This window comes from Streptomyces sp. CB03234 (assembly GCF_001905885.1).
Classification (GTDB): Bacteria; Actinomycetota; Actinomycetes; order Streptomycetales; family Streptomycetaceae; genus Streptomyces.
Genome location: NZ_LIYH01000001.1, coordinates 171553 through 195161, shown reverse-complemented (window position 1 = coordinate 195161; position 23609 = coordinate 171553). Strand labels below are relative to the sequence as shown.

The 23609-nt window shown below is 69.8% G+C and carries 22 protein-coding genes; 7 read left to right on the top strand and 15 right to left on the bottom strand.

Annotation, left to right across the window (positions count from 1 at the left end; translation table 11 throughout):
- Window positions 1-9 precede the first annotated feature (9 nt).
- The 8 genes from AMK26_RS00895 to AMK26_RS00860 all read right to left on the bottom strand — a co-directional run bounded on the left by AMK26_RS00895 (window position 10) and on the right by AMK26_RS00860 (window position 8410).
- Window positions 10-807, bottom strand: coding sequence for an ABC transporter permease (locus AMK26_RS00895; RefSeq protein ID WP_073750780.1), 798 nt, complete (start codon window positions 805-807; stop codon window positions 10-12).
- Complete coding sequence (locus AMK26_RS00890) at window positions 788-1837, bottom strand: 2-aminoethylphosphonate ABC transporter permease subunit (RefSeq protein ID WP_079277389.1); 1050 nt, start codon at window positions 1835-1837, stop codon at window positions 788-790. Before AMK26_RS00890 ends, AMK26_RS00895 begins: the two co-directional genes overlap by 20 nt.
- Window positions 1830-2900, bottom strand: coding sequence for an ABC transporter ATP-binding protein (locus AMK26_RS00885; protein WP_073750778.1), 1071 nt, complete (start codon window positions 2898-2900; stop codon window positions 1830-1832). Before AMK26_RS00885 ends, AMK26_RS00890 begins: the two co-directional genes overlap by 8 nt.
- The gene (locus AMK26_RS00880) at window positions 2897-3574 is read right to left on the bottom strand and encodes a phosphonatase-like hydrolase (protein ID WP_073750776.1); all 678 of its coding nucleotides are present in this window, start codon (window positions 3572-3574) and stop codon (window positions 2897-2899) included. The genes AMK26_RS00885 and AMK26_RS00880 overlap by 4 nt, the downstream gene beginning before the upstream one ends.
- A 2-nt stretch (window positions 3575-3576) precedes the next feature.
- Complete coding sequence (locus tag AMK26_RS00875) at window positions 3577-4689, bottom strand: TIGR03364 family FAD-dependent oxidoreductase (protein ID WP_073750774.1); 1113 nt, start codon at window positions 4687-4689, stop codon at window positions 3577-3579.
- A 103-nt stretch (window positions 4690-4792) separates the two neighbouring features.
- The gene (locus AMK26_RS00870) at window positions 4793-5557 is read right to left on the bottom strand and encodes a GntR family transcriptional regulator (RefSeq protein ID WP_073752907.1); all 765 of its coding nucleotides are present in this window, start codon (window positions 5555-5557) and stop codon (window positions 4793-4795) included.
- Between the two features lie 75 nt (window positions 5558-5632).
- On the bottom strand, window positions 5633-6385 hold the full coding sequence (locus tag AMK26_RS00865; RefSeq protein WP_073750772.1) for a hypothetical protein: 753 nt from the start codon (window positions 6383-6385) through the stop codon (window positions 5633-5635).
- Between the two features lie 957 nt (window positions 6386-7342).
- Window positions 7343-8410 carry an ROK family transcriptional regulator gene (locus AMK26_RS00860; RefSeq protein ID WP_073750770.1) on the bottom strand — a complete coding sequence of 356 codons (1068 nt, stop codon included), beginning with the start codon at window positions 8408-8410 and terminating at the stop codon, window positions 7343-7345.
- A gap of 56 nt (window positions 8411-8466) precedes the next feature.
- On the opposite strand from AMK26_RS00860, the gene AMK26_RS00855 reads away from it, so the two are divergent.
- Window positions 8467-9516 (top strand): Gfo/Idh/MocA family oxidoreductase, encoded by a 1050-nt coding sequence (locus tag AMK26_RS00855; RefSeq protein ID WP_073750768.1) that lies wholly within the window; start codon window positions 8467-8469, stop codon window positions 9514-9516.
- On the top strand, window positions 9513-9977 hold the full coding sequence (locus AMK26_RS00850) for a heme-degrading domain-containing protein (protein WP_073750766.1): 465 nt from the start codon (window positions 9513-9515) through the stop codon (window positions 9975-9977). The genes AMK26_RS00855 and AMK26_RS00850 overlap by 4 nt, the downstream gene beginning before the upstream one ends.
- Window positions 9978-10030: 53 nt before the next feature.
- Here the strand turns inward: AMK26_RS00850 and AMK26_RS00845 are convergent, their stop codons facing one another.
- The 4 genes from AMK26_RS00845 to AMK26_RS00830 all read right to left on the bottom strand — a co-directional run bounded on the left by AMK26_RS00845 (window position 10031) and on the right by AMK26_RS00830 (window position 12846).
- Entirely contained in the window at window positions 10031-10888 is an 858-nt protein-coding gene (locus AMK26_RS00845; RefSeq protein ID WP_073750752.1) for a fumarylacetoacetate hydrolase family protein, read from the bottom strand.
- 101 nt (window positions 10889-10989) lie between these two features.
- Window positions 10990-11676 carry a YidC/Oxa1 family membrane protein insertase gene (locus tag AMK26_RS00840; protein ID WP_073750750.1) on the bottom strand — a complete coding sequence of 229 codons (687 nt, stop codon included), beginning with the start codon at window positions 11674-11676 and terminating at the stop codon, window positions 10990-10992.
- Window positions 11677-11764: 88 nt separating this feature from the next.
- Complete coding sequence (locus tag AMK26_RS00835; RefSeq protein WP_073750748.1) at window positions 11765-12073, bottom strand: DUF6412 domain-containing protein; 309 nt, start codon at window positions 12071-12073, stop codon at window positions 11765-11767.
- Window positions 12074-12096: 23 nt separating this feature from the next.
- Window positions 12097-12846: a class E sortase gene (locus AMK26_RS00830; RefSeq protein ID WP_073750746.1), complete on the bottom strand. Its 750-nt coding sequence runs from the start codon at window positions 12844-12846 to the stop codon at window positions 12097-12099.
- 65 nt (window positions 12847-12911) lie between these two features.
- Here AMK26_RS00830 and AMK26_RS00825 point away from each other — a divergent pair, with 65 nt between their 5' ends.
- From AMK26_RS00825 to AMK26_RS00810, 4 genes are all read left to right on the top strand, one after another.
- Complete coding sequence (locus AMK26_RS00825; protein WP_073750745.1) at window positions 12912-13925, top strand: SEC-C domain-containing protein; 1014 nt, start codon at window positions 12912-12914, stop codon at window positions 13923-13925.
- Window positions 13926-14059: 134 nt separating this feature from the next.
- Entirely contained in the window at window positions 14060-14494 is a 435-nt protein-coding gene (locus tag AMK26_RS00820) for an excalibur calcium-binding domain-containing protein (RefSeq protein WP_073750743.1), read from the top strand.
- Between the two features lie 133 nt (window positions 14495-14627).
- Window positions 14628-15623 (top strand): NaeI family type II restriction endonuclease, encoded by a 996-nt coding sequence (locus AMK26_RS00815; RefSeq protein ID WP_073750741.1) that lies wholly within the window; start codon window positions 14628-14630, stop codon window positions 15621-15623.
- A gap of 24 nt (window positions 15624-15647) precedes the next feature.
- Entirely contained in the window at window positions 15648-16121 is a 474-nt protein-coding gene (locus AMK26_RS00810) for a very short patch repair endonuclease (protein WP_073750739.1), read from the top strand.
- Here AMK26_RS00810 and AMK26_RS00805 read toward each other — a convergent pair whose 3' ends face one another.
- Window positions 16122-17312: a DNA cytosine methyltransferase gene (locus tag AMK26_RS00805; RefSeq protein ID WP_073750737.1), complete on the bottom strand. Its 1191-nt coding sequence runs from the start codon at window positions 17310-17312 to the stop codon at window positions 16122-16124.
- A gap of 159 nt (window positions 17313-17471) precedes the next feature.
- Here AMK26_RS00805 and AMK26_RS00800 point away from each other — a divergent pair, with 159 nt between their 5' ends.
- A complete protein-coding gene (locus AMK26_RS00800) occupies window positions 17472-18224 on the top strand; it encodes an HNH endonuclease (protein ID WP_073752905.1) in 753 nt (250 codons plus the stop codon).
- Between the two features lie 102 nt (window positions 18225-18326).
- Here AMK26_RS00800 and drmB read toward each other — a convergent pair whose 3' ends face one another.
- Window positions 18327-20228, bottom strand: coding sequence for a DUF1998 domain-containing protein (gene drmB / locus AMK26_RS00795; RefSeq protein WP_073752903.1), 1902 nt, complete (start codon window positions 20226-20228; stop codon window positions 18327-18329).
- 11 nt (window positions 20229-20239) lie between these two features.
- Window positions 20240-23473: a helicase-related protein gene (locus tag AMK26_RS00790; RefSeq protein WP_143608418.1), complete on the bottom strand. Its 3234-nt coding sequence runs from the start codon at window positions 23471-23473 to the stop codon at window positions 20240-20242.
- Window positions 23474-23609 lie beyond the last annotated feature (136 nt).

The window sequence follows — 23609 nt, the reverse complement described above, 5'->3', positions numbered from 1 at the left end:
CGTTCTCTCCTAGCGGTAGGTGGCTTTGGTGCGGATACGGGAGACGGCGAGCAGGACGAGGAGCGTCGTCGCCATCAGGACGACGGCGATCGCCGAGCCGGTGAACAGGGAGCCGCGGTCGGTGGCCGTGAAGATCAGCACCGGCAGCGGCAGCCAGTCCGGCGGGTAGAGCATCATCGTGGCGCTCAGCTCGCCCATGGACAGGGCGAAGCAGAGCCCCGCGGCCGCGTTCAGGGACGGCAGCAGCAGCGGCAGCCTGACCCGGAGGAGTACGTGGGCGGGGCGGGCGCCGAGGCTGGCGGCGGCCTGCTCGTACATGGGGTCCAGGCGGACGATGGCCGCCGAGACCGACTGGTACGCGAAGGCCGTGACCAGCACGGTGTGGGCGAGGATCACGATCCAGCGCGTGCCGTTGAGGAGGAACGGCGGCTGGGAGAAGGCCACGAGGACCGCGAGGCCGACGACCACGGACGGGACGGCGACGGGCAGCATGAACAGGGCGTCCAGGGTGCGTCGTACCCGCTTGTTCAGGGACGCGGCGGCGAGCGCGGCCCAGGTGCCGACGAGCAGGGCGAGCAGGCTCGCCGTCACGGCGGTGACCAGGCTGGTGGTCAGCGCCTGGAGGGACTCGCCGCGCACGGCGGCGGCGTAGTGCCCGGCGGTCGGGCCGGAGGGGAAGACGCCGGACCAGTTCGTCGAGAACGACGCGGCGGCGATCACGAGGAGGGGGAGGGCGAAGAGGGGCAGGAACAGGACGGCGAAGAGGGCCCAGGCGGCCCACTTGCCCTTAGCGCTGTGCACCAACACGACGGCTCACCACCCGGTACAGGGCGTACAGCCCCACGGATATCGCGATGTTGACGACCGCGACGACGCACGCGGCCGGATAGTCGGACTCGAGGATCGCCTTGCCGTAGACGAGCATCGGCAGGGTCGTCACGCCCTTGGCGCCGGTGAACAGCACGATGCCGAACTCGTTGAGGCACATGACGAGGACGAGGCTCCCGCCCGCCGCGAGGGCGGGCAGCGCCTCGGGCAGGATCACCCGCCGTACGATCCGCGCGGGCCGGGCGCCCAGCGAGGACGCCACCTCCAGCTGCGCGGTGTCCAGCTGCGAGAACGCGGCGAGCAGCGGGCGCATCACGAAGGGCGTGAAGTACGTGATCTCCGCGAGCAGCACGCCCCACGGCGTCGTCAGGAACGCGAACGGCCCCTCGGCGGCGCCGGTGACGTCCGTCCACAGGCCATTGGCCATGCCGACGGTGCCGTAGATGAAGAGGAGGGCGAGCGTGACGAGGAAGGAGGGGAAGGAGAGGAACACGTCGATGAACTTGGCCACCGCCCTGCCCCCGGGAAACGGCACGAACGCGATGATCAGCGCGAGCGTGAACCCCAGGACCAGGCACCCGACGGTCGCCCCGGCGGCCAGCCACACGGTGGTGACCAGCGCCTCGCGGAAGGCCTGCGACGCGAAGACGTCGGCGTAGGCGCCGGGGGCGAGGGATTCCTGTACGACGAGTCCGAGCGGGTAGAGGAACACGAGCCCGAGGACCGCGACGGGCGGCAGGGCCCAGACCCAGGCGGGTACGCGGCGATGGTCGTCCCGGACGGGCGGGGTTGCTCCGGGTGCCTCGGCACTTGTCGTGCGGGTGCCGGGTGTCGCCTCAGCGGTCGGGCGCGGCCCGGGCGCGGCGTCGGGGCCGGGCGCGGCAGCGCTGGTGTCGGCGGGGGAGGGCTGGTCGCCGAGCGTCCCCGCGCGGGGCGCGAGGCTGCCGACGGGGGCGTCCGCAGGCGCCGACGGTGAAGTACCGCCCCCCGGGCGGCCCGCGCTAGCCATGGGCGGCCACCTCCGCGCCCAGCAGCACCGCGTCGTCCGGGGCGAAGTGGAGCGTCACGGGCGCGCCCAGCGGCGGCGGGTCCCGCAGCTCGCGGAGGTCGGCCATCACGCGGTGCCCGTCGACGTCGACGTACAGCCGGTGTGTCGCGCCCCGCCACTGGACCTCGGTGAGCGTGCCGCGCAGCGCGTTGGGGCCGTCGCCGAGGCCGAGCAGGTGCGGGCGGACGCACAGGGTCGCGCCGCCCGCCGCCCCCTGAGGCACCGGGACCTTCAGCTCCCGGTCCGCGAACGTCACGGCGCCCGAGGACTCCACCGTCACCGGCAGGAGGTTCGCGTTGCCGACGAACGACGCCGTGAACTCCGTACGCGGCCGCCGGTACAGCTGCCGCGGCGTGCCGCAGTCCCGCAGCCGCGCCCCGTCCATGACGGCGATCCGGTCGGCGAGCGTCAGCGCCTCGACCTGGTCGTGGGTGACGTACAGGATGGACACGTCGGGCAGTTCGCGGTGGAGCCGCGCCAGTTCGGCGAGCATCCCGGAGCGCAGTTGCGCGTCGAGCGCCGACAGCGGCTCGTCCAGCAGCAGCACGCCCGGCCGGATGGCGAGCGCCCGCGCGATGGCGACGCGCTGCTGCTGGCCGCCGGACAGTTCGCGCGGGTAGCGCCGGGCGTACGCGGCCATGCCGGTCAGCTCCAGCGCCTCGGCGACCCGGCCGGGTATCTCGCCCTTCGGCGCCTTCTGGGCGCGCAGCCCGAACGCCACGTTGTCCTCGACCCGCATGTGCGGGAACAGCGCGTAACTCTGGACGACCATCCCGATGCCGCGCCGGTGCGGCGGCAGCGCGGTCACGTCGCGCCCGCCGATGAACACCCGCCCCGACACCGGGCGTACGAACCCGGCGACGGCGCGCAGCGCGGTGGTCTTGCCCGAGCCGGACGGCCCGAGCAGCGCCATGACCTCGCCGGGTTCGACGGTCAGGTCGAGGGAGTCGAGGACGACGTTCTTCCCGTACGCGACGGAGACGTTCTCGAAACGGATGCCGCTGGTTCGGATACCGCTGGTCATGCTTCCACCCGGGCCAGCAGGTCCGGCAGTTCGGCGACCGAGCCGAGGACGTGCGTGGCGCCCGCGTCGCGCAGCGCGTCGGCGCCGTGCGCGCCGGTCAGGACGCCGGCCACGACCCGGGCCCCGGCGCGTACGCCGCTGAGCATGTCGTACGAGGTGTCGCCGGCGACCGCGACGCCCTGGACTCCGTCCGCCGCGCCGGTGCGGAGGAGGGCGGCGAGGACCATGTCGGGGTAGGGGCGCCCGCGCCCGCCGTCGGTGTCGGCGGGGCACAGCGTCAGCTCGACGAGGTCCCGCCAGCCGAGGGCGTCGAGGATCGCGTCCTGGGTGACGCGCGCGAACCCGGTGGTGAGGACCACCGTGCGTCCCTGGTCCTTGAGCTCCCGGATCGTGTCGGCGGCCCCGGGGACGGGGGCGATCCGCCCGGCGGCGACCAGCTTCCCGTACGCCTCCTCGAAGGCGAGGTTGGCCTGCTGGGCGCGGGCCTCGTCGCCGAAGAGGTGGCGGAAGACGGAGATCTTGGACTCGCCCATGGTGGCGCGGACGTGGTCGAGCATGCGCTCGTCCGGCTCCGTGCCCAGTGCGCGGGCGGCGGCGGCGAAGGCTTCCTCGACGAGGCCGCCGTCGGCGACGGTGGTGCCGGCCATGTCGAGGACGACAAGCTTGATTGCCATGGTTACCAACCCAGTTCGTTCGCGGTCGTTTCGGCGATGGCGGGCGAGCACGTCATGCCGCGCCCGCCGGGGCCCGTCACCAGCCACACGCCGTCGCGCACCTGCTGGCGGTGGACCACGCGGGTGGTGTCGACGCACTGCGCGTACACCCCGGCCCAGCGGCGGCGGACGGGCGGCAGGGGGCGGCCGAGGAGGGACTCGACGACGCGGGTGAGGTGCTCGTAGGGGTCTTCGAGGGTGTCGAAGGCGAAGGGGTGCTCGTACTCGTGGGTGTCGCCGATGGTCAGCCCACCGTCGAGGCGCTGCACCATGAGCAGCTGCATCTTGTGCGCGGCGGCGACCGGCTCCTGGTCCTGGCCGGCTTCCAGGGCGGTCGACTCGTACGCCGGGTAGTAGCGGAAGCTGTCGGCGTCGGCGACGGAGGTGGTCAGCGGCTCGTCGAGCGGGTCGGTCTGCATCATCTGCAGACGTACGCGGCGTACGGGGATGTCTCCGGCGACCTCGCGGACGAGCCCGCCGAGCCACGCGCCGGTGCACAGGACGACGGCGTCACCGGTGTGGACGTCGCCGTGGTCGTCCCGGACGGCGTTGTCCCCGACGACGTCGCGGACTTCGCGGCCGGGGAGGAAGGTGTACCGCCCGGAGGCGTGGAGGGCTTCACGGAGGGCGAGTTGGGCGGTACGGGGCTCGACGGCCGCGTCCCGCTCGCACCACAGGGCGGCCCGGAAGTCGCCGCGGAGGGCGGGGTTCATGGCGCGGGCGTCGTCGGTGGTGACCAGCTTGAAGCCGCGGGCGGCGGCATCGGGGCGGGCGACGGCGGCCTCGGCGACGGCCAGTTCCAGGTCCGTGCGGACGGGGGTGAGCGAGCCGATGGCCCGGAAGCCCAGCTCCGGGACGCGGGCGCCGATGCCCTCCCACAGCTCGCGGGCGCGCAGGGCTGTTTCCAGCTCCTCGCCGCCGGCGCGGCCGCTCACCCAGATCTGGCCGAAGTTGCGGAGGGAGGCGCCGCGGGCCTCGCTCTCGCGCTCGATCTGTACGACCTCGTGGCCGCGTTCCACTGCGTGCCAGGCGTGCATGGTGCCCACCACGCCGGCTCCTACGACGATGACTCTCACGGAAGGAACGGTCGTGGTGGCGGGTGGCGCGGGTGGGTCGGGTCGGCGACGGGAAGGTGAACGCCCCAGCAAGCTTGGCCTAGACCCGTTATCTTCCCGTGACTTACTTCTGGGCCCCGAGGTGCGTCGTGAAGCTGAAGCGGTCACCCCGGTAGAGGGTGCGGACGCGTTCGAGGGGCCGGCCGTCCGTGTCCCGGGAGAGGCGGTGGAGCAGCAGCATCGGCAGCGCGGGCGGGGTGCCGATGAGCAGCGCCTCGCGCGGGGTGGCGAGGACGGTCTCGATGCGCTCGTCGGCGTCACCGAAGCCGATGCCGAGGCGTTCGCGGAGGTAGGCGTAGAAGGACGAGTCGGGGTCGAAGTCGGCGTCCAGGCGCGGGACTCTGGCCTCGGTGACGTACGTGCTCTCCAGGCCGACCCGCTCGTCGTCGGCGAGCAGCACGCGCTCCATGTGCCAGACCGGCTCACCCGGCTCGGTGCCGAGGTCGGCGGCGAGCGCGGCGGGGCAGGGGAAGCGGTCGAGCGAGACGAGGTTACGGCCGGGGCGGCGGCCCTGGCGGCGTACGCCCTCGGTGTAGCTGGCGAGCGACAGGGGCTGCTCCAGCTTGGGGCCCGCGACGACCGTGCCACGCCCCTGGCGGCGCAGCCGGCCCTCCAGCAACAGCTCGCGCAGGGCCTGGCGCACGGTCTCGCGGGAGACCGCGTACCGCACGGCCAGGTCACGCTCGGCCGGCAGGGCCTGGCCCTCGCCCAACTCCTCGATCAGCGCCGCGACATGGGCCTTGACCGCGTAGTACTTGGGGATGCGGCCGTGCTCCGGGATGCCGGAGCGGACGGGTGCGCCGGGTGCCTGGCCGTTGGGGTAGTTCACGTAGTCCACGGACGGGATGTTCGCAGACGTACGTGAACGCGGAGGTGAACGCGCGGCGTCCGCTCGGGCGGCCGGTCAGCCCTTGCGGTCCCGGATGCGGCCCGCCAGGGAAAGCGTCCCGGCGCCGAGGAGGAAGGCGAGCACGGAGGCACCGGCGACGATCAGGACGTTCCGGCCGGTCCTGGGCAGCTCCTCGGCGAACTCGCTGGCGGGCTCCTCGTCCACGAGCGTGAACCGGTAGTCGGCCGACTCGCCCACCCAGTCGCCGTCGCCGCCGCGCCGCTGGACGATCGCGGCGTTGGCGGTGATCGCGTCGGGCCGGGCGTCGGAGGTGAAGGCGAGGCGGACGGGCACGGTGACGGTCCGGCCGGGCGGGACGGCGAACCCCCGGAAGGCGTCGGCGCCGTCGTCCAGCACACCGACCAGTTCGCTTTCGTCGGTCTGCTCGATGGTGACGGGGTACTGGCGGCGGCCATTGCCGACGTTCTCGTAGAACTCCAGCTGGATCTGGGCAGGCTTCAGGGCGCGGGCGCGGTCGGTGAAGACGATGACGGGGTGGATGTTGCCGCAGGGCTCGCTGGTGGTGTTGGTCAGCTCCACGTTCCAGGTGTGGAACCCGCCGCCGGGGCGGTAGGCGGTGGGGCCGCCGCTGATACGGGTGCGGATCGGGAAGTCGGCGGCGGAGGGGTTCCCGCAGGTGGGCTGCCGGTCGGGAGCGGCGGCCTCGAAGGGCGCCGTGCCGTCGGCCGGCGCCGCCGCGGTGAGAGCGAGTACGGCGACGGCGGCGGCGACGGCGGCGCGGGGGGCGGTGACGTTGCGCAGTCGCATGGGGCACCTTCGGCGGCGGACGTGGACAGTCGTACGCCGAGAACGTCCCACGCGACGCCCTCGCCGCACCGGCGGTTCGGCGACATCCCGCCGTACGGCGCCAGGGATGCGCCCACTCGGCGCAACGGCGCCCAGTACGGCGCCGCGCCCGTTGCGGGTCGCCCCGCGGTGGGGTCGCCCCCCCCGTTGCGGGCCACCCCGCTGTGGGCCGCCCCCCGTTGTGGGCAGTCGTCCGGCCGGGGCGGCACCTCCCCCCGTTGGGCAGTCGTCCCGCTGGGGCGGCACCTCCCCCCGTTGCGGGTCACCCCGCTGTGGGCCGCCCCCCGTTGCGGGCCACCCCGCTGTGGGTCGCACCCCGTTGTGGGCAGTCGTCCGGCCGGGGCGGCACCTCCCCCCGTTGGGCAGTCGTCCCGCTGGGGCGGCACCTCCCCCCGTTGCGGGTCACCCCGCTGTGGGCCGCCCCCCGTTGTGGGCAGTCGTCCCGCTGGGGCGGGACGGGTGGGCACAACGGGACGGGGCGGTGCCCTTCCGGCGGCTCCCCCCGGGGCGGTGCCCGTTCCCGGTTCGCCCCGAGGGCGGCGCCCCCGCCGGTGGCGCGGTGCGGGTCGGTGGCCTGCCGGGGGGTGGGGGGCGTGGCCCCTCCGGGCTCGTCTCCTCAAGGCCGGCGGCCTTGGGTTCTCCGGCTGGGAGCCCACGTGTCGCCGCCAACCTCTGCGGGGACGACCCTGCACGGCCCCACCCCGGCCGTCGGCCGACTGCGGGCCGGTGGGAGCCAGGGGCACGGCCCCATCCCGGCCGGTGGCCATCTGCGGGCCGGTGGGAGAAGGAGGCACGGCCCCACCCCGGCCGTCGGCCGACTGCGGGCCGGTGGGAGAAGGGGGCACGGCCCCACCCCGGCCGGTGGCCGACTGCGGGCCGGTGGGAGACAGGACCGGCCGGGCGCCGAGCACGCCTCGCCTACCGCCCGAACACCGGCCCCAGGATCAGCTGGGCCGCGCCCTCCGCCACCGGATGGGCCGACCCCTCCGCGAGGGACACGGGCACCACGGGGTCGCCGCCGCGCCGGGCGCGATCCTCCAGGACGGCGCGCACGCCCCTTACGAACGGCTCCGCCGCGCCGGTCACCACCCGCCCGCCCAGCAGCACGCGGTCGATGTCCAGCAGCTTGACCAGGTTCGCCGCCCCCGCGCCCAGCACCCTGGCCGCCTCGGCGAGGTCGCCCCGCGCGACGGCGGCCAGGCACAGCGCCTCCAGGCAGCCGCGCCCGCCGCACCCGCACACCGGGCCGTCCAGCTGGATGGTCTGGTGGCCGAACTCCCCGGCGCCCGTCCGCGCGCCCCGGTACAGCGCGCCGCCCAGGACGAGACCGGCGCCAAGCCCCGTACCGAGGTGGAGGTACGCGAACGAGTCGCCGCCCGCCCCGCTCAGGGCGATGCTCAGCGCCGCCGCGTTCGTGTCCTTGTCGAGCACCACCGGCAGCCCGAGCCGCCGGGCGAGCGCGTCGCGCAGCGGGAAGCCGTCCCACTCGGGGAAGCGGGTCACCCGGTGCGGGACGCCCGCCGCGTGGTCGAGGGGCCCGGGCATGGCGACGCCCACGCCGAGCACCGTGCGCGTGGCGAGCGCGGCGACCTCGCCCGCGACCACCTCCATGACCACCTCGGCGCCCGAGCCGAGGTCCAGCGGCACGACGCTCGCGGCGACGACGACGCCCGACAGGTCGACGAGGACCGCGGTGAGCTCGTCCCGGTCCAGGTGCAGGCCCACGGCGTGGGCGGCGCCGGGGACGAGGCGCAGGACGGTGCGGGGCTTGCCGCCCGTGGAGGCGCGCCGCCCCGCGTCGACCGCGAGGCCCTCGTCCCGCAGCCGGGCGGTGATCTTGCTGACGGCCTGCGGGGTGAGCCCGGTGCGCTCGGCGAGCTCCAGCCGGCTGGCCCCGTCCTCGCCCGCCGCGCGCAGCAGGTTGAGCACGAGCGCGGCGTTGTGGCTGCGCAGGGCCGGCAGGTTGACACCCGTATCGCTGTTCACCGTCCCATTGTCGCGCCCGCTTGCACTTTGGCAACAGCGTTGCTTAAGTGGCACGCATGACTGGACCGCTGCGCGTCGGACTCGTCGGCTACGGCCTTGCGGGCTCCGTCTTCCACGCCCCGCTGATCGCCGCGACCGAGGGCCTGACCCTCGACACGGTCGTCACGTCGAACCCGGAGCGGCAGCAGCAGGCCCGTACCGCGTTCCCGGACGTCCGCGTCGCCGCGTCCCCGGACGAGCTGTGGGCCCGGCCCGGTGAGCTGGACCTGATCGTGATCGCCTCCCCCAACAAGACGCACGTCCCGCTCGCGACCGCCGCCCTCAAGGCCGGTCTGCCGGTCGTGGTCGACAAGCCGGTCGCGGGTACGGCGGTGGAGGCACGCGGCCTGGCGGCCCTCGCCGAGGAGCGCGGCCTGCTCCTGTCCGTCTTCCAGAACCGCCGCTGGGACAACGACTTCCTCACCCTCCGCGCCCTCCTGGACCGGGGCGAACTCGGTGACGTACAGCGCTTCGAGTCCCGCTTCGAGCGGTGGCGGCCGCAGCTCAGGGGCGGCTGGCGCGAGTCGGGGGCGCCGGAGGAGTTCGGCGGGCTGCTGTACGACCTGGGCAGCCATGTCGTCGACCAGGCGCTGGTGCTGTTCGGCCCGGCCGAGCAGGTGTACGCCGAGGCAGACGTACGCCGCGAGGGCGCCGAGGCCGACGACGACACGTTCATCGCGCTCACGCACACGAGCGGCGTCCGCTCCCACCTGTACGTCAGCGCCACCACCGCCCAGCTCGGCCCGCGTTTCCGGGTGCTGGGCTCCCGGGCGGGGTACGTGAAGTACGGCCTGGACCCGCAGGAGGCGGCGCTGCGCGCGGGCGAGCGCCCCGGCCCCGGGTGGGGCATGGAGCCGGAGCCGCTGTGGGGCCGTATCGGCGCGGGCGAAGACACCGCGCCCGTCCCCACCCTGCCGGGCGACTACCCGGCGTACTACACCTCGGTCGCCGCCGCCCTGCGCGACGGCACGCCCCCGCCGGTCACCGCCCACGAGGCGGCGGCGGCGCTGGACGTCCTGGAGGCGGCGCGCCGCTCGGCCCGCGACGGTGTGACGGTGACGCTGTGACCGCCCCGACGATCGCGGAGCTGGAGGAGCAGCAGGCCCGCCTCACCCTCCCCCGCTTCACCTACGAGGACGCCTGGACGCTCGGCACCCTCCTGGTCGACCTGGCGCGCGAGCGCCGGGCCCCGGTCGCCATCGACATCCGGCGCGGCACCCAGCAGCTCTTCCACGCCGCCCTGCCCGGCTCCAGCGCGGACAACGACGCCTGGATCGACCGCAAGCGCCGCGTCGTCGAGCGGTACGCCGAGAGCTCCCTCCTGGTCGGCACCCGCTTCCGCGAGAAGGGCAAGTCCTTCGACACGGACTCCCGCCTGGACCCCGACCGGTACGCCGCCCACGGAGGCTCCTTCCCCCTCACAGTCACGGACGCGGGCGTCATCGGCACGGTCACCGTCTCGGGCCTGCCGCAGCTGGAGGACCACGCGCTGGTGGTCCAGGCCCTGGAACGCTTCACCGGCGCCTGACACAGACCGGCGGGCCGCCCCTTTCCCCCGGGGGGTGGCCCGCCTTCCTTCCGTTACGCGTCCTTGAGTTCCTGCCGCTGGCGCCCCAGTCCCTCGACCTCCAGCTCGACGACGTCCCCGCCCCGCAGGAACGGCTTCGGCTCCGGCTGGCCCATGGCCACGCCCGCCGGCGTACCGGTGTTGATGATGTCGCCCGGGTAGAGGGTCATGAACTGGCTGACGTAGCGCACCACTTCACCCACGGGGAAGATCTGGTCGGACGTGGAGCCGTCCTGCTTCAGCTCCCCGTTCACCCACAGCTTCAGCGACAGCGCCTGCGGGTCCGGCACCTCGTCGGCCGTCACGAGCCAGGGGCCGAGCGGGTTGAACGTCTCGCAGTTCTTGCCCTTGTCCCAGGTGCCGCCGCGCTCGATCTGCCACTCGCGCTCGGAGACGTCGTGGGCGACCGCGTACCCGGCGACATGCGAGAGCGCGGCCTCCGCGGACTCCACATAACGGGCCGTACGTCCGATGACTACCGCGAGCTCGACCTCCCAGTCGGTCTTGCGGCTGGCGCGCGGTACGAGCACGGTGTCGTTCGGGCCGACGACCGTGTCGGGGGCTTTGAGGAAGACGACCGGCTCGTCGGGGGTCGCCTGGCCCGTCTCGGCGGCGTGGTCGTGGTAGTTCAGCCCGATGCACACGACCTTGCCGATGCGCCCGACCGGCGGCCCGATCCGCAGCCCGGCGGGGTCCAGCGCGGGCAGCACACCGGCGCCCACGGCGGCCCTGACCCGGTCGAGCGCGGACGCGTCGGAGAGCAGGGCTCCGTCGATGTCCGGGACGATCGCGGACAGGTCCCGGAGGACCCCGTCCTGGTCGAGCAGCGCGGGGCGCTCGGCGCCCGCCGTCCCGACGCGCAGCAGCTTCATGGTCTTCTCCCTGTGGTCGAGGTAGGCCCCGGCCGATGGAGTGCGGCCATCGGAGGATTGGTCGATCCTCCAAGACATCGGATCACCCCGCAAGACCCCGTTCACACCGTGGACGGCTCGCGATACAGGTACGCCCGCTCGGCGGCGGTCCACGCCGTGCTCGTGACGACGTAGAGCGCGGCGGCGAGCGGTACGACGGCCACGGTGATGATCGTCGCGAAGGACAGCAGCGGCATCACCTTCGCCATGCCGCCCGGCATCACCCCGCCCATGTCCATGCCGGCCATCTGCCCCCGGGTACGCCGGTACGTGTACGTGGCGACACCGGCGACGATCACGAACAGCGCCCCGTACACGAGGCCGGCCGCCCCGAACACCCCGCCGTCGGCCAGGGCGTCGGTCCAGCGCCCGCCGAGCGGGGCGGCGAGCAGCGTGTGCCCGCTCAAACTGCCGCCCGAAAAGAGGTGATACATCAGGAAAAAGGCAGGCGCCTGGAGCAGGCTCGGCAAGCACCCGGCCAGCGGCGACACCTTCTCCTGGGCGTGCAGCTCCAGCACGGCCCGCTGCAACCGCTCGGGGTTCTTGGCGTGCTTCTTGCGCAGCTCGGCGACCTGCGGCGCCAGCCGCGTACGCGCCTTCTGCCCCCGGGCGGCGGCCCGGGAGAGCGGATGCACGGCAAGCCGTACGAGCACGGTGAACAGGACGATGGCGGCGGCGGTCGCGGAGCCGTGGAACAGCGGCTGGAGCAGGGCGGCGAGCTGCTCGACCAGCGAGGCGAAAACGGACATGGAAAGGAGCCCTCCGAGGGTCTCGTCGTACCGAAAACCTGACATCGGCATGACGGAACCGCGCAGAAGGAACCGAAGAAGAAAACCCCTACGCGGCCGTCGCGACGAGACGACCGGGCGCTCGGGGCCGCCTTCTCCCCGACGCGTCGGGATCGCGCTGTGGCAGGAACGCGGTCCGCTGCTCACGGTCGCGGATGGCCGTACGCACCCGTGTCGGCGGTACGGCGGGCACGCAGCGCGCGGCGATGACGGCGCAGGTGACGAGCCCGGAGGCGACGGCGGCGAGGGCCACGGCCGCGGAGAGGGCGCCGCCCTCGGCGTACAGACCCTCGGAGAAGAGGAACAGCAGGAGGCCGACCAGCCCGAAGCGCGCCAACCGCGCGACAAGACCGCTCATGACCTCCCCCTTCCTCTCCCCGCTCAACGTGGCCGCATCGAATGAAGTTTCCCCCACACGATGAGCCGGTACGTCGAACTGTACTCGGGAGTGCATGTGGTGAGGGTCACGTAGTAGCCGGGCTCCTCGTAGCCCTTGGGTACGGGGGCGATGGTGGCCGTGTCGCGGGGCGAGGTCCGCGCGAGCATCCGGTCGACCACGTACGTGAACACCCCGTCCCGCGTCTCCACGACGATCTCGTCCCCCTTCCGGAGCCGGTTGATGTACCGGAACGGCTCGCCGTGGGTGTTGCGGTGCCCGGCGAGGGCGAAGTTCCCGGGCTGCCCGGGCGGGGCGGTACCCGGGTAGTGGCCGACGTACCCCTTGTCGAGGACGCCGCGCTTGGCGATGCCGCGGGCGACGGGGACGGAGAGGCGGAGGGCGGGGATGCGGAGGACGGCGTACGCGGGGCGCGGCTCCCGGGCCTCCGGGGAAGCCACCGCAGCCGAAGGCCCGGGAGCCGCCGAAGCCGCCGGGACTTCCTCAGCCGCAGGCTCACCAGGCCCCTCCCTCTCCACCCTTCCCCCCGCCCACTCCCGCTCCAGGACCTGGACCTGCCGCTGGGCGCCGGCGCGGGCCTGCTGGTTGGTCCACCAGAACTGGTGGACGACGAGCAGCAGCAGAACCGCCCCGATCGTGACCGCCAGCTCGCCCGCCACCCACACACCACGGGCGAACGCGCCGGGCCATCCGCGCCGCCGCTGCCGTACCACCACTGGTATCCGCGTCCGCACGGCGGCACCATAGGTGGTCGCCCGACAACCCACCAGACCCGCCGCACAGCAGTACGGTGTCCCCCATGCGCCCCGACACGCCTGCCGATCACATCACCGAAGCCGAGCGTCTGCTGCGCACCGCGGAGCGGTACCCCGAGGACCGCGAACCGCTGCTCCTCCAGGCGGCCGCCCACCTGGAGCTGGCCGGTGCCCGCGCTCGCGCGACGACGCTGTACGACGACCTCCTGGCCGCGACGCCGGCGCCGGAGAACCCGCACCTGGTCAAGGCCCTGAAGGCGGCCAACCTGTGGGAGTACGGCCACGAGGCCGAGGCCCGCGCCATCATCGACGGCATCCGCGCCACGCCCCCTGCCGACCCGGCCGCCTGGGAGATCGTCGCGGAGACGCTGGAGGCCCACGACGAGCTGGAGGCCTCCGAGGCGACCTTCACCACCGCCGTAACCACTCTCGTCCCGTCCCCCGAGGACGAGGTCCCGTACCCGACGCAGTCGCTCCTCATGGGCCGCCACCGCGTACGCCGCCTGCTCGGGCTGCGCCACGACGACTGGGACGTCCTGGCGGACCGCCTCCACACGGGCGCGGTCCCACTCGACGAGCTCCACGACCCGAAACGCCTCTGGTCCCTCGGCTCCTCCGACCCGGCCGAGCTCCAGGCGGAGATCACCCGGCTGCGCAGCGAGCTCGGCTCGTACCGCACGGCCCTCTCCCGCCCCTTCCCGGTGGCGGTCCTGCTCTGGCCGGCCGACGAGCTGACCGAGCTGCTGGCCGCCTACCCGGAGCTGGAGTCCGAGTACCCGACGCACGAGGCCCACCTCACCGACCTGGAGGCCTCCTTGCGCGAACTCGCGGCCGCGGGCACCCCGAACCTGGGCATCGTGCAGGGCACGGTCCCCTCGTACGAAGCCTTCGCGGCCTCCGAGTCCACCTCCCCCTCCAACGCGGCGCTCCTCCCCCAATACGCCACCACCCTCGCCGCCCGCGGCCGCGCCACCCCCTGGCCCCCCGCCCGCACCTCCCCCTGCTGGTGCGGCTCGGGCACGAAGTACGGCGACTGCCACGGCACGGCGCAGATCTGACCGTTCCGGGAATTGGACCGTTCCCCTCCTCTTCACCCCTCGCGTGCAGTACTTTCACAATTAACTACTGCCATTGACTGGCCCCTGTTCCCCCACACAGCCCCAGTCCCTGTGTGCGAGGGAGACGCCCGCCCATGAGCAACGCGTACCAGCAGCCACCCACCGCCCGCCCCCTGTACCGCATGAAGCGCGTCTGGGCGGGCGGACTGCTGCTCCTGCTGATCGGCACGGGCTGCGGAGCCGCCACGGCCGAGGACACCCCGAAACCGGCCGCCGCCAAGCCCACCCCGACCATCACCGTCACCACCACGGCCACGGCCACCGCAACCCCCACCGCCGCCCCGGCCCCCACGGTCACCGTCACCAAAACCGTCACGGTCACGGCGACGACCACGGTCACCCCCGACACCTACAGCGGCGGGAACGACGACACCGGCGGCGGCGACGTCTACTACAGCAACTGCGCCGACGCCCGCGCCGTCGGCGCCACCCCGATCCGCCGCGGAGACCCCGGCTACGGCAGCCACCTCGACCGCGACAACGACGGCGTCGGCTGCGACAACGGCTGATCACCCACGTGAGGCCGCGCCCGGCGGGAAGCGCAGGCGGCACTCCTGCGCCGGCTTGCAGGTGGCTGGAACTCTCGCGATGTGCGGCGAGTCCTCAATAGTGCCGCGTCCTGCGTTCCATGAAGGAGACAGAGTGACCTTGTTCGACGCACCAAGCTCCCTGCCCGGCGTCTGGGACGATCCAGAGCTCATGTTGGTGCGGCAGTGGTGGCTGGACGCTGATCCGGACGGCGAGCGCTTCGCACGGGTGCTGCGCGGCACCATAGATCAACTCCTCGATGGTGAACACACCGGCCGTTTTGACTGGAATGAGCTGCATAAGACCGAGAAGACCCATGCGGGGACTCTGGTGGAAATCAATCTGCTGCGGGAGTTCAACCTGGCCAGCGGCATCGACATGGATTACCTGATCGAGGGGATCGAGGTCGACTGCAAGTTCTCTCAGAAGCTGTACGGCTGGATGATCCCGCCAGAGGCTCTGGACGAAATCTGCCTCGTTGTCTGGGCCGATGATCACGCGGGGCAGTGGAGCGCCGGCCTTCTCCGCGCCAATCGCGCCAAGCTCACCACCAGCAACAACATCACAAAGAAGGGGAATCGCGACGGTAAATTTCAGCTCACCAGGGCACACAGGTCGCTTGTCTGCTGGATTTGGGAAAGGCAGCCGCTGGAAGAGAACCTGCTCCTGCACATCGATAAGGAAACCCAGGCGGCGATCTTGGCTGCAGGTTCCGACTCCCGGCGCAGTGCTGGGCAGGCGAGGGTGTGCGAGCTGTTCCGCCGCGTGCAGAAGCGCCGGGTAAGCCGCACGGTGGTGCGAACGCTGGCTCAGCAGAAGGACTACATGAAGCGGGTTCGCGGCGCCGGAGGCGCCCGGGACAAGCTTCGTGCCGAAGGAATTTTGATCTGCGGGGACTATCCAAACCATCAAGCCGTGGCACGGCAGCTAGAGTTGCCAGTACCACAAGAGGGTGAGAACGTCAGCGTCCGCGTTGCCGAGGCCAAACCGCACCATGAAGGTAGGCCGCGCGTCTTCCTCGATGGCCGGTACTGGGTCGCGGCGAGCAACGAAGACCCGGTCGAGCTGGCACCTCTTCTACCCGACACCAGGAAGACGGCCTCCGGGTAACGCTGCAATGAGCAGGAAGAGGCAATGGAGCAACAAGAGGCTTGGACGCCGCCCGAAGGTTCGTGGGCGTCTTCCGCTGCACGACGCCGGAACATGCAGGCGATCCGTAGCCGGGACACCAAGCCAGAGCAGGTGATCCGGCGTCTGCTTCATGCCCAAGGGCTGCGGTACCGGGTGGCAGCCAGGCCCCTCCCTGACCTCCGCCGGACGGCGGACATCGTCTTCCGTCCAGCGAAGGTAGCCGTCTTCATCGACGGCTGTTACTGGCATGGATGCCCTGAGCACTACGTACCGCCGAGGACGAACCCCGGTTACTGGTCCGACAAGGTCGCCCGGAACATGGCCCGGGATCGGGACACTGATCGGCGTCTCGCCGAGGCCGGCTGGACAGTGCTTCGGTTCTGGGAACACGAAGCCTCCGTCGAGTGCGCGAAGCGCATCGCTGCGGAGGTCCAACTGCGACGCAGCCGCCCCGGGCGAGAAGACGCAGAAGGCTGATCAGCTCTCGTTCTGGTCCCGCTCACGGGCAGCCTTGAGTACCTCGATGATCGACCTGCCAACAGCGGCAGCAACCGGCGGCGGAAAGGCGTTACCCACCTGTCGGTACTGTGCTGTTTTCCCTCCGGTGAACCGCCAGTCCTCCGGGAATCCCTGAATAATCGCGGCCTGCTGCACTGTGAGCATGGGCCCATCGGCACCGAACAGGTCTCGCTCCTCAGTTTCCTTCAGAGCACACACCTTCTCGTCATTGGCGACGCCAAGCCCAGAGACGCCAAGCTGCTTCCAGGCGGCCTTGGCCCGACTGGGCCCGAGGTCTGCTCCGCCATGCTTCTTGGACCCGCCGACAAGCGTGGGTGCGATGCCGCCCCCCTTGCCCTTGAGTTCGGCGTCACGCTCTGTTGCCTTCTGGAGCCAGCGCTTGTAGGCCGCCTCTGCCCGCTCCGCGTGCACACCTTCGAAGTATGGCTTGTATCGCTGGTACATCGTGTCTCTGAGGGCCTCAGCCACGCTGACCGGATCCTCATGCGTGGGTGAGGGCCACTCGTACTTCAGGTCCTTCAGCACGTCATCGCGGATGGCAACGAGAATTGCCCGCGGACGCAGCTGGGGCACCCCGAAATCGCTGGCTTCCAGAACATCCCACTTGCAGACGGTATAGCCGAGCCCCGCGAGCCGTGCTCTCGATCCGTCTTCCTCTGTGTACTCCCCGCCCTGGAGGCGAGCCATGATCCAATCCCGGTAATCCGAAAACTTCGGGTCCATGATCCCGCGGACGTTCTCGATCATGACTGCCCGCGGATTCAGAGCTTCCACGAGCTCAAGCATCCGCGGGAAAAGATCACGCACATCGTCCCTGCCAAGTTGCTTGCCGGCATGCGAGAACGGCGGGCATGGCACGCCGCCAGCGAGCAGGTCCAGACCGTGCCGCCGAAGCAGCTCACCGCTCTTCTTGAGGTCAGCGTGCGGGTCGAAGGATTTAACGTCTGTGGGCGGCAGAACATCACAGTGTTCGTTCTCCCAAGCCCAGTCTTCCCGCAGAGCAATGTTCTGCCGCAGCGTTCCCACAGCATGCGGATCGATCTCGACAAGCGCTAGATGCCTGAAGCCTGCTTCATGCAGGCCGATTGCTTGGCCCCCGGCTCCGGCGCAGATCTCGATGGATGTGAACTCCGCCTCAGTGCTGGTCATGCACCCTCCTTCAACCCGAACCCCGCTGGCGTCCTGTACCACCAGTCATCACAGAGGGTGACAGACCCCACTGACAATTGGACCTCCCTAAGTGTGCGGCATCCCATGAGCCGCTCCATACACTGCCGCACACGGGCGAACATGCATACGATATTGCCCATGTCGAGGATCCCCTGGGCCAGGGACGAGCTCCTGCTGGCCTGCGCCCTGGTCATGGAGAACGGCTGGCGCGAGCTACGTCAGCACGACGTCCGCGTCACAGAGTTGTCTGAAGTGCTGCGTGCCCTCCCTCTTCACACAGGTGCAGCCGCCCGTGACGCCCGATTCCGGTCGTCCAACAGCGTCAGCCGCAAGACCACAGACATCATGACGTCTCACCCTGAGTACGCAGGCGCTCGCACAAAAGGAGGCCGCCTTACCGAGGCAGTCGTCATGGACTTCCTCACACGCCCCGACGACATGCGCGCGGCGGCAGAAGCCCTCCGCGCCGGAGTCACATCCGGCCAGCTTCACCTGATCCCAGCACAGCCGGAAGAGGATGGCGACGACGGCGCGACCAGCGCACGTGAAGGGCGATTGCTCGCCCGTTGGGCGCTCTACCGCGAACGCGATCGCGGACTCAGGGACCGCAAGATCAAGGAGGCTCGGATGCTGGGCCGCGCAATCCGCTGTGAGGTGTGCGCGTTCGACTTCCGCGCAGCATACGGAAACCTGGGTGACGGCTACATCGAGGTCCACCACGTCACCCCCCTTCACGTGGCAGGCCCTAGTGAGACCACACTGGATGCCCTCGCCTTCCTCTGCGCCAACTGCCACCGCATGTGCCACAGAAGCTACGCGGGGGAATCGTGGCGTACGCCAGCCGTGCTGCGGGCGGAAATGAGGGCACTGCGCGTCTCCGGCACACCCTGAGTGCGTCCCGCACGGGCCGCCCGCAGCATTGGAGAGACACCCCGTCTCTGTTACCGGGGCGGCCTCGGTTACGGCCGAGCTCGGAACCTGGACTCGGGTCAGTCAGGTGAGCCCACTGAAAAACCCTAGCCCGGGGTCCGTCAGGGTCCCAGCAACCAGTCCACGGTCGAGGAACCGATTGAACTCCTCACACGCTGTTTCGGGCAACAGAGCGCAGCTGTGGCAGGCCGCGAGGTTGCACGAATCCGGCCCCTGCCCCCGGCTCTCCATGCAAACCGGGTCAGATGAACACCAACGGGCGTTCGCTACCGCGTTCTTCAGCACTGCTTCGAAGCGTTCAGGCTCACCCATACGTACAAGGCCACCCAGCGTTCCTTCCGAGTCTCCGGCAGCCGTATAGATGAGTAGGGCATTCATCCCGTCAGCGCCCGGCGACACATACAGGCGCTCTCGGAGCGAGGCCGAACTGTAGCCGCACTCGTACGTGAGCTGGTTGATGAGCAGGTGGGCGAGGGTGTGCAGCAAGACCAGGCGGGGAGACACCTCCCGCTCAGCAAGGTGGCGCTCCAGAGCAACCAAGTGGAACCGCTGGGCAAGAGAGATCAGCCGCTTCCCTACCTCAGGTCTGGCCTCCCATTCCGCGAGGAGCTTCGGATTCAGTTCCAGGTAGATACCTTCGCCGAGCACCGTGTAGGCAGGAAGCCACGACTCTGCTGCCCCGGATTGCTGTCGACGCAGCAGAGCCATGCGGCTGGCAGTGTCGTGGGCGGACGACTCGGCGAAAATCCGGTTAAAGCCCCACAGGACGCGGGTCTCACGCAGCTTCTCCACAAGCCGCACTCGTGACACCAGGCGGCTGACATCCGGGGAATAGTCCCGCGCTGGCTTCCGGACCACCAGTTCTGCCGATTCAATGGTGTCACGAATACGGCTGTACTCCTCATACCGGAACGGTGCCTGGTCTGCCGCCTTCTCGTCCTGCAACTCGACGGGAGACGGACCGTTCTCCAAGACAGCGAGAGCTGCATCGATCTGCTCGTCCGTGAACTTCTCCAGCCGGAACGCGTTCTTCTTCGCCCCTCTCCTCAGCCGCTTCGCGGTCAGGACCTCTCCGTCATCCAGGACGTCACGGACTGTCGCCCGAACTCGTGCGATGGTCTGCTCCTCAAGGGCGGCCAGCACATCGGGTTCTACTCCTGACGAGGATGTTTCGGGAATGAAGATGGAGCTCTTGACCAGCGCATAGTAGACGTTGGATGCGCCACGAAGACTCCCTCGGAGCGGCGCCCCGCAAGGCTCACCGCTCTCCAGTCCGAGCCACGGCATAGCGCCCCGACAGGAGAATTCGGTTCCTTCTTCCAGATGGGCCGTCAGATACGTGGTTTCGTCCTCACGCTCGTGGCTCGGACGCTCCACCGAGGTGATGCCTTCAAGCTTCCGTTCCTTCGTGCACGTTTCGCAGACGACACGCTGCGAAGCCAGAGTGCCTCCGCCCGATGTGCGCAGGGACAGTCGAGGGGAACGGCAACTGGGGCTGGCTGACCTGTGGACCCATTCCTCCCACGGAAAGTCCTGGAGGTGACCGCGCTCGCACAGGGCGATGAAGGGTACCTGCGCCAGGAACGGGGACCAGGATGCGTTGGGCTTCGGACAGGCAGGGTTGCTACAGCGGGGACGCTCCTGGATGTTCAGTGGATCCCGGGTCAGAGCGCGGCACCTGGGGCAAAAACTCCAGGCAGGAAAGCGGAGGACCGGAACCCGGAGCTTCGTGTTGTACTGGTCGGCCGTTGACCCGAAAGCGATGCGATAGTCCGGCGGCGTGTACAGGCCCTCAACCCCAAGATGGCGCTCTAGCCGCCATTCATGGACCCGGAACTCTTCCTGATCCAGCCTCTCCCCAGCAACGAACCAGTGGTCGAGCCCTGCGGTAATGACCGAGGTGCCGTCCGCGAGTACCTGCATAGCCCCAGGACCGAAAGGGGCCACGAGTTGAGAACGCCGCACCTTTCCGCGGATCACTGTCGTGCTCCTTCAATCGCGTACTGCATGGTGATCTCGGTCTGGCACTCGGCATCGGCCCCCCGCATGGAAGTTGGCGTGGGCCACGTCGTCTGTCCCACCGTGCCGTCGGCATAGTGCCCCGCTGCCCTCATGAGACTGCCGAGGGCAGCGGGTCCACCAGGAGCGCCCCACTCGACTGGTTGCCAGTTCCCCCACTCCGCACGGAGTCTGTTCAGGACTGAAACCACGCGCCCTTCCTCACCCGGATCACAGACAGCGACCCGGGCCCGTAGCAGGTGCACCGCCTCCTCAAACTTCTCGGCGGGGAAGGGAAACACCCGCAGACCTTGCTCGGACGTCTGACGGATGTACGCCACCACGACCGCATGCAGGGCGCGGTCCAAGGCCGGTGGCGCGAAGGGCGTGGCACTCGTCGGCTCGACTTGTGCGTACAGCCGCTGGTGATAACTGCGGAAACGCTCGAAGTGGCTTCGGTCCCGCGGCTTGGCAGCACCATAGAGAGTGGCGATCAGGCCAGGCCGCTGGCTCCACTTCCGGCCGACGCGTCCCGTCACCTGAATGTACTGCGATGTGCTCTTAGGCTGGCCCACCACTGTCATGAGGGAGAGGCGGTCGATGTCGATGCCCACCTCGATCAGGCTGGACGCGAGGCACACATCGATTGCGTTGCCATCCTTAGCCTTTCGCGCAAGTTTCTCCATCGCCTCTGGGACCTGGTCCTGCCGGAGCCGGCTCGTCATCTCCTCCACACGGTTGAGATAACGGACTGCCGTGCGGTCCGAGCTGGACCTGTTGTTGATCGTTTTGAGGTAGTCCGGGATGTCAGACTGCATAAGCGACAGGGAGTTGCCCAGCTCGCGGAGGCCGTTGAAGAACGCCATCAGAGTCCACCAAGGATCCTGCGCTTCTTCTTCGGGAGCGTCCTTGGCAGCTTGCAGCAGCGCAGCGAAGGTACGTACCTGGCTGGTCTGCATGGATCCGAGCGCGGGGGCGTGGATACCGATGTACCGCCGTCCTGGAAGAAGCTTGCCGCTCTCACGGTCCCGGGCATAGACCGCGAAGAAGGAGTCTGCCGCGTCAAGTCCGTGAGGCGGGAAGAGGTACACGGTTTCCCGCGCGTAGATCGAGCGGATCTGCTCCTCATGACGACGAATGGTTGCCGTCGAAGCAACAATCTTCGGCCGAGCGGGAGCTGCTCCTCGCCGGTCGGTGCATAGTTCCTCAATGAGTCCTTCATACAGCCCGGTCATCGAACCGAGTGGGCCAGCGATCAGGTGCAGCTCGTCCTGGATGACCAGCCCCGGAGGCGAGCAGTCGCGCCTCCCTGACGGTCCGATGCCGAAGAGTGCCCGTGCCTCGGGCTTCCAGGCAAGCTGGGCAAACTTGTCGACAGTACCGATCACTAGCGATGGGCGGTACTTGTACACGTCGTCGTCGACCACATAGACCGGCAGAGGCCGCTCGTAGGTAGAAAACCTGCACTCAGCATCCGGGCAGAGAAAGACAACGCGCCCACCATACGCCTCGTATCCGGCGACGGTGTTCTGTCTCTTCTTCCTTGCTGATCCCCCGCGTGTGCCCCGGATTCGGCCACCAGCTGCCGTGCCGGCGCCTTCCACGCTCTTCACCGGCCCCATCTGCGCAGCGCACCAAGGGCATCGCAGAAGCAGGAAGGGGTTGTCGCCCCCCTCTCTGCCTAGGGCGTTCAGTTTGGAGATCGCATCGCTGTTGCTGTTCGGTGTCGAATCGCCACCCACCCAGATGCCAATGGAAAAACGTTCGGAGCCCAGCCCCGCCTCCCTCTCCCGCAGCTCCTCAAGCGCGCAGACCAGTCCAGCCGCACGGAGAAACTGCTGCGCCGTCAACAGCCGGAGGGTGTAACGCATAAGGATGGTGACACCGGCATCTTGCGGGTCTTGTAGTCGGCGGAGCAGCATCGCAAAGGCTGAAAGGCCCAGGTACGCCTCCGTCTTGCCTCCTCCCGTCGGGAAGAAGATCAGCTCGACTGCTGAGCGATCCCGGTGAGATGTGTCGGCGGTTGAAGGAATGGCCGCGAGAAGAAAGGCAATCTGAAAAGCACGCCACCTGCCGCGCTCTTGCGCTGCGGCTTTTTCGTCAGGCTGGGAGCCGGACACATGAAGGCGCCCGTCGACCAACTCGGTAGTACGGAGGCTGGCTCCGGACCGCAGCTGCTGCTTGAGCATGGCGGCGTTCGCCAAGCGGAAAGCACGGCCGGTGAGGCTGTGCGGGTCGCGGACCAGTTCCAGGCCTTCGCGCATGCGTTTCAGCGCCCTGGTGCAGTCAGCGATGTGCCGTTCTGCGGTGAGGCGATACGCTCCCTCGAGCGCTGCCGCCTGTGTCTTGCGCTTCTCGATCCATGCCTCGTACTCCACGAGGACCCGCTCAAGCTGGGCCATGCCACCGGGCTCGGTTCCCGCCAGCTGCGCCATCGAGACGGTGAGTGCGGTGCCGTCCTCCAGGACGATATCGGGTGTAATGCTCGGCGCTTCGTACTCCGGGAGCGGATCTGCCTTCGCCCACTGAGAGCGCCCCTCAGCATCGGCATCTCCCCAATCGGCTGCACAGCCGTGTCCGACGGCGTAGGTCTGAGCATGCCTGTAGATGAGCTGAAAGGAAGCATCATCGGGGTGTGCTCCAGTAGCGTCAGCTTCCGGGTAGGGCGCGATCCAGCTGTTCTGGGGTGTCGCCGTCATCTCACTCTGGAAGAGACAGGCCGCATCCATTGCCTTGCCGCCTGGTGCCGAGCGGTTCACCACTGCCACCGTGGTGAGCACTCCTGCCTCGTGACGCCGCAGATTTACGGTGAGCCGGAGGTCGAGGCCGCCCAGTCCGGAAGACTCACTGCCCACAGGAGTGAGCTCGCGGTGGAGAGCTGGAATCTGCTGCAAGTGGGCGGCCTCCAGGTGCCACACTGCCTTCACGGGGACGCGGGTCCACCATGTACGCGGAACACTGCCGGGAACGTCGACCGGGGTGGGCTCGTACCGGCCGCCCTCTACTTCGACTTTCAGCCCCATCCCGGGGTTGTCCGCCAGAAGCAGCGAGATACCCATGGCTGTGGGTCTGCGCTCGTTGGCTCCCGACAACTCGAAGTCAGCGTCATCGGAGTCGGCGCGCAGACCAGACGCCGGCCCTTCCCACGCCCCAGTCTGCGGCCCTTCCGTCTCCTCGGCAGTGAGACCCGGCACGATGGACTGGTCAGCCATGCCAGACCCGGTCACCGCACTCGCTGGATACAGAACACCGACGCCATACCTGAGCAGAGGGCTGCGTTCCAGAATCTCCTCTCCCGTAGACGCGCTGACCCAGGGCCCGTAAGAGTCCTCCCTGGTCTTGAAGACC

What these genes read in the sequence shown, in the direction of transcription:
- AMK26_RS00890 (WP_079277389.1), bottom strand. Translation starts at nt 1,837, where the DNA reads ATGGCTAGCGCGGGCCGCCCGGGGGGCGGTACTTCACCGTCGGCGCCT.
- AMK26_RS00885 (WP_073750778.1), bottom strand. Translation starts at nt 2,900, where the DNA reads ATGACCAGCGGTATCCGAACCAGCGGCATCCGTTTCGAGAACGTCTCC.
- AMK26_RS00880 (WP_073750776.1), bottom strand. Translation starts at nt 3,574, where the DNA reads ATGGCAATCAAGCTTGTCGTCCTCGACATGGCCGGCACCACCGTCGCC.
- AMK26_RS00865 (WP_073750772.1), bottom strand. Translation starts at nt 6,385, where the DNA reads ATGCGACTGCGCAACGTCACCGCCCCCCGCGCCGCCGTCGCCGCCGCC.
- AMK26_RS00855 (WP_073750768.1), top strand. Translation starts at nt 8,467, where the DNA reads ATGACTGGACCGCTGCGCGTCGGACTCGTCGGCTACGGCCTTGCGGGC.
- AMK26_RS00845 (WP_073750752.1), bottom strand. Translation starts at nt 10,888, where the DNA reads ATGAAGCTGCTGCGCGTCGGGACGGCGGGCGCCGAGCGCCCCGCGCTG.
- AMK26_RS00840 (WP_073750750.1), bottom strand. Translation starts at nt 11,676, where the DNA reads ATGTCCGTTTTCGCCTCGCTGGTCGAGCAGCTCGCCGCCCTGCTCCAG.
- AMK26_RS00835 (WP_073750748.1), bottom strand. Translation starts at nt 12,073, where the DNA reads ATGAGCGGTCTTGTCGCGCGGTTGGCGCGCTTCGGGCTGGTCGGCCTC.
- AMK26_RS00825 (WP_073750745.1), top strand. Translation starts at nt 12,912, where the DNA reads ATGCGCCCCGACACGCCTGCCGATCACATCACCGAAGCCGAGCGTCTG.
- AMK26_RS00820 (WP_073750743.1), top strand. Translation starts at nt 14,060, where the DNA reads ATGAGCAACGCGTACCAGCAGCCACCCACCGCCCGCCCCCTGTACCGC.
- AMK26_RS00810 (WP_073750739.1), top strand. Translation starts at nt 15,648, where the DNA reads ATGGAGCAACAAGAGGCTTGGACGCCGCCCGAAGGTTCGTGGGCGTCT.
- AMK26_RS00805 (WP_073750737.1), bottom strand. Translation starts at nt 17,312, where the DNA reads ATGACCAGCACTGAGGCGGAGTTCACATCCATCGAGATCTGCGCCGGA.
- AMK26_RS00800 (WP_073752905.1), top strand. Translation starts at nt 17,472, where the DNA reads ATGTCGAGGATCCCCTGGGCCAGGGACGAGCTCCTGCTGGCCTGCGCC.
- AMK26_RS00790 (WP_143608418.1), bottom strand. Translation starts at nt 23,473, where the DNA reads ATGGCTGACCAGTCCATCGTGCCGGGTCTCACTGCCGAGGAGACGGAA.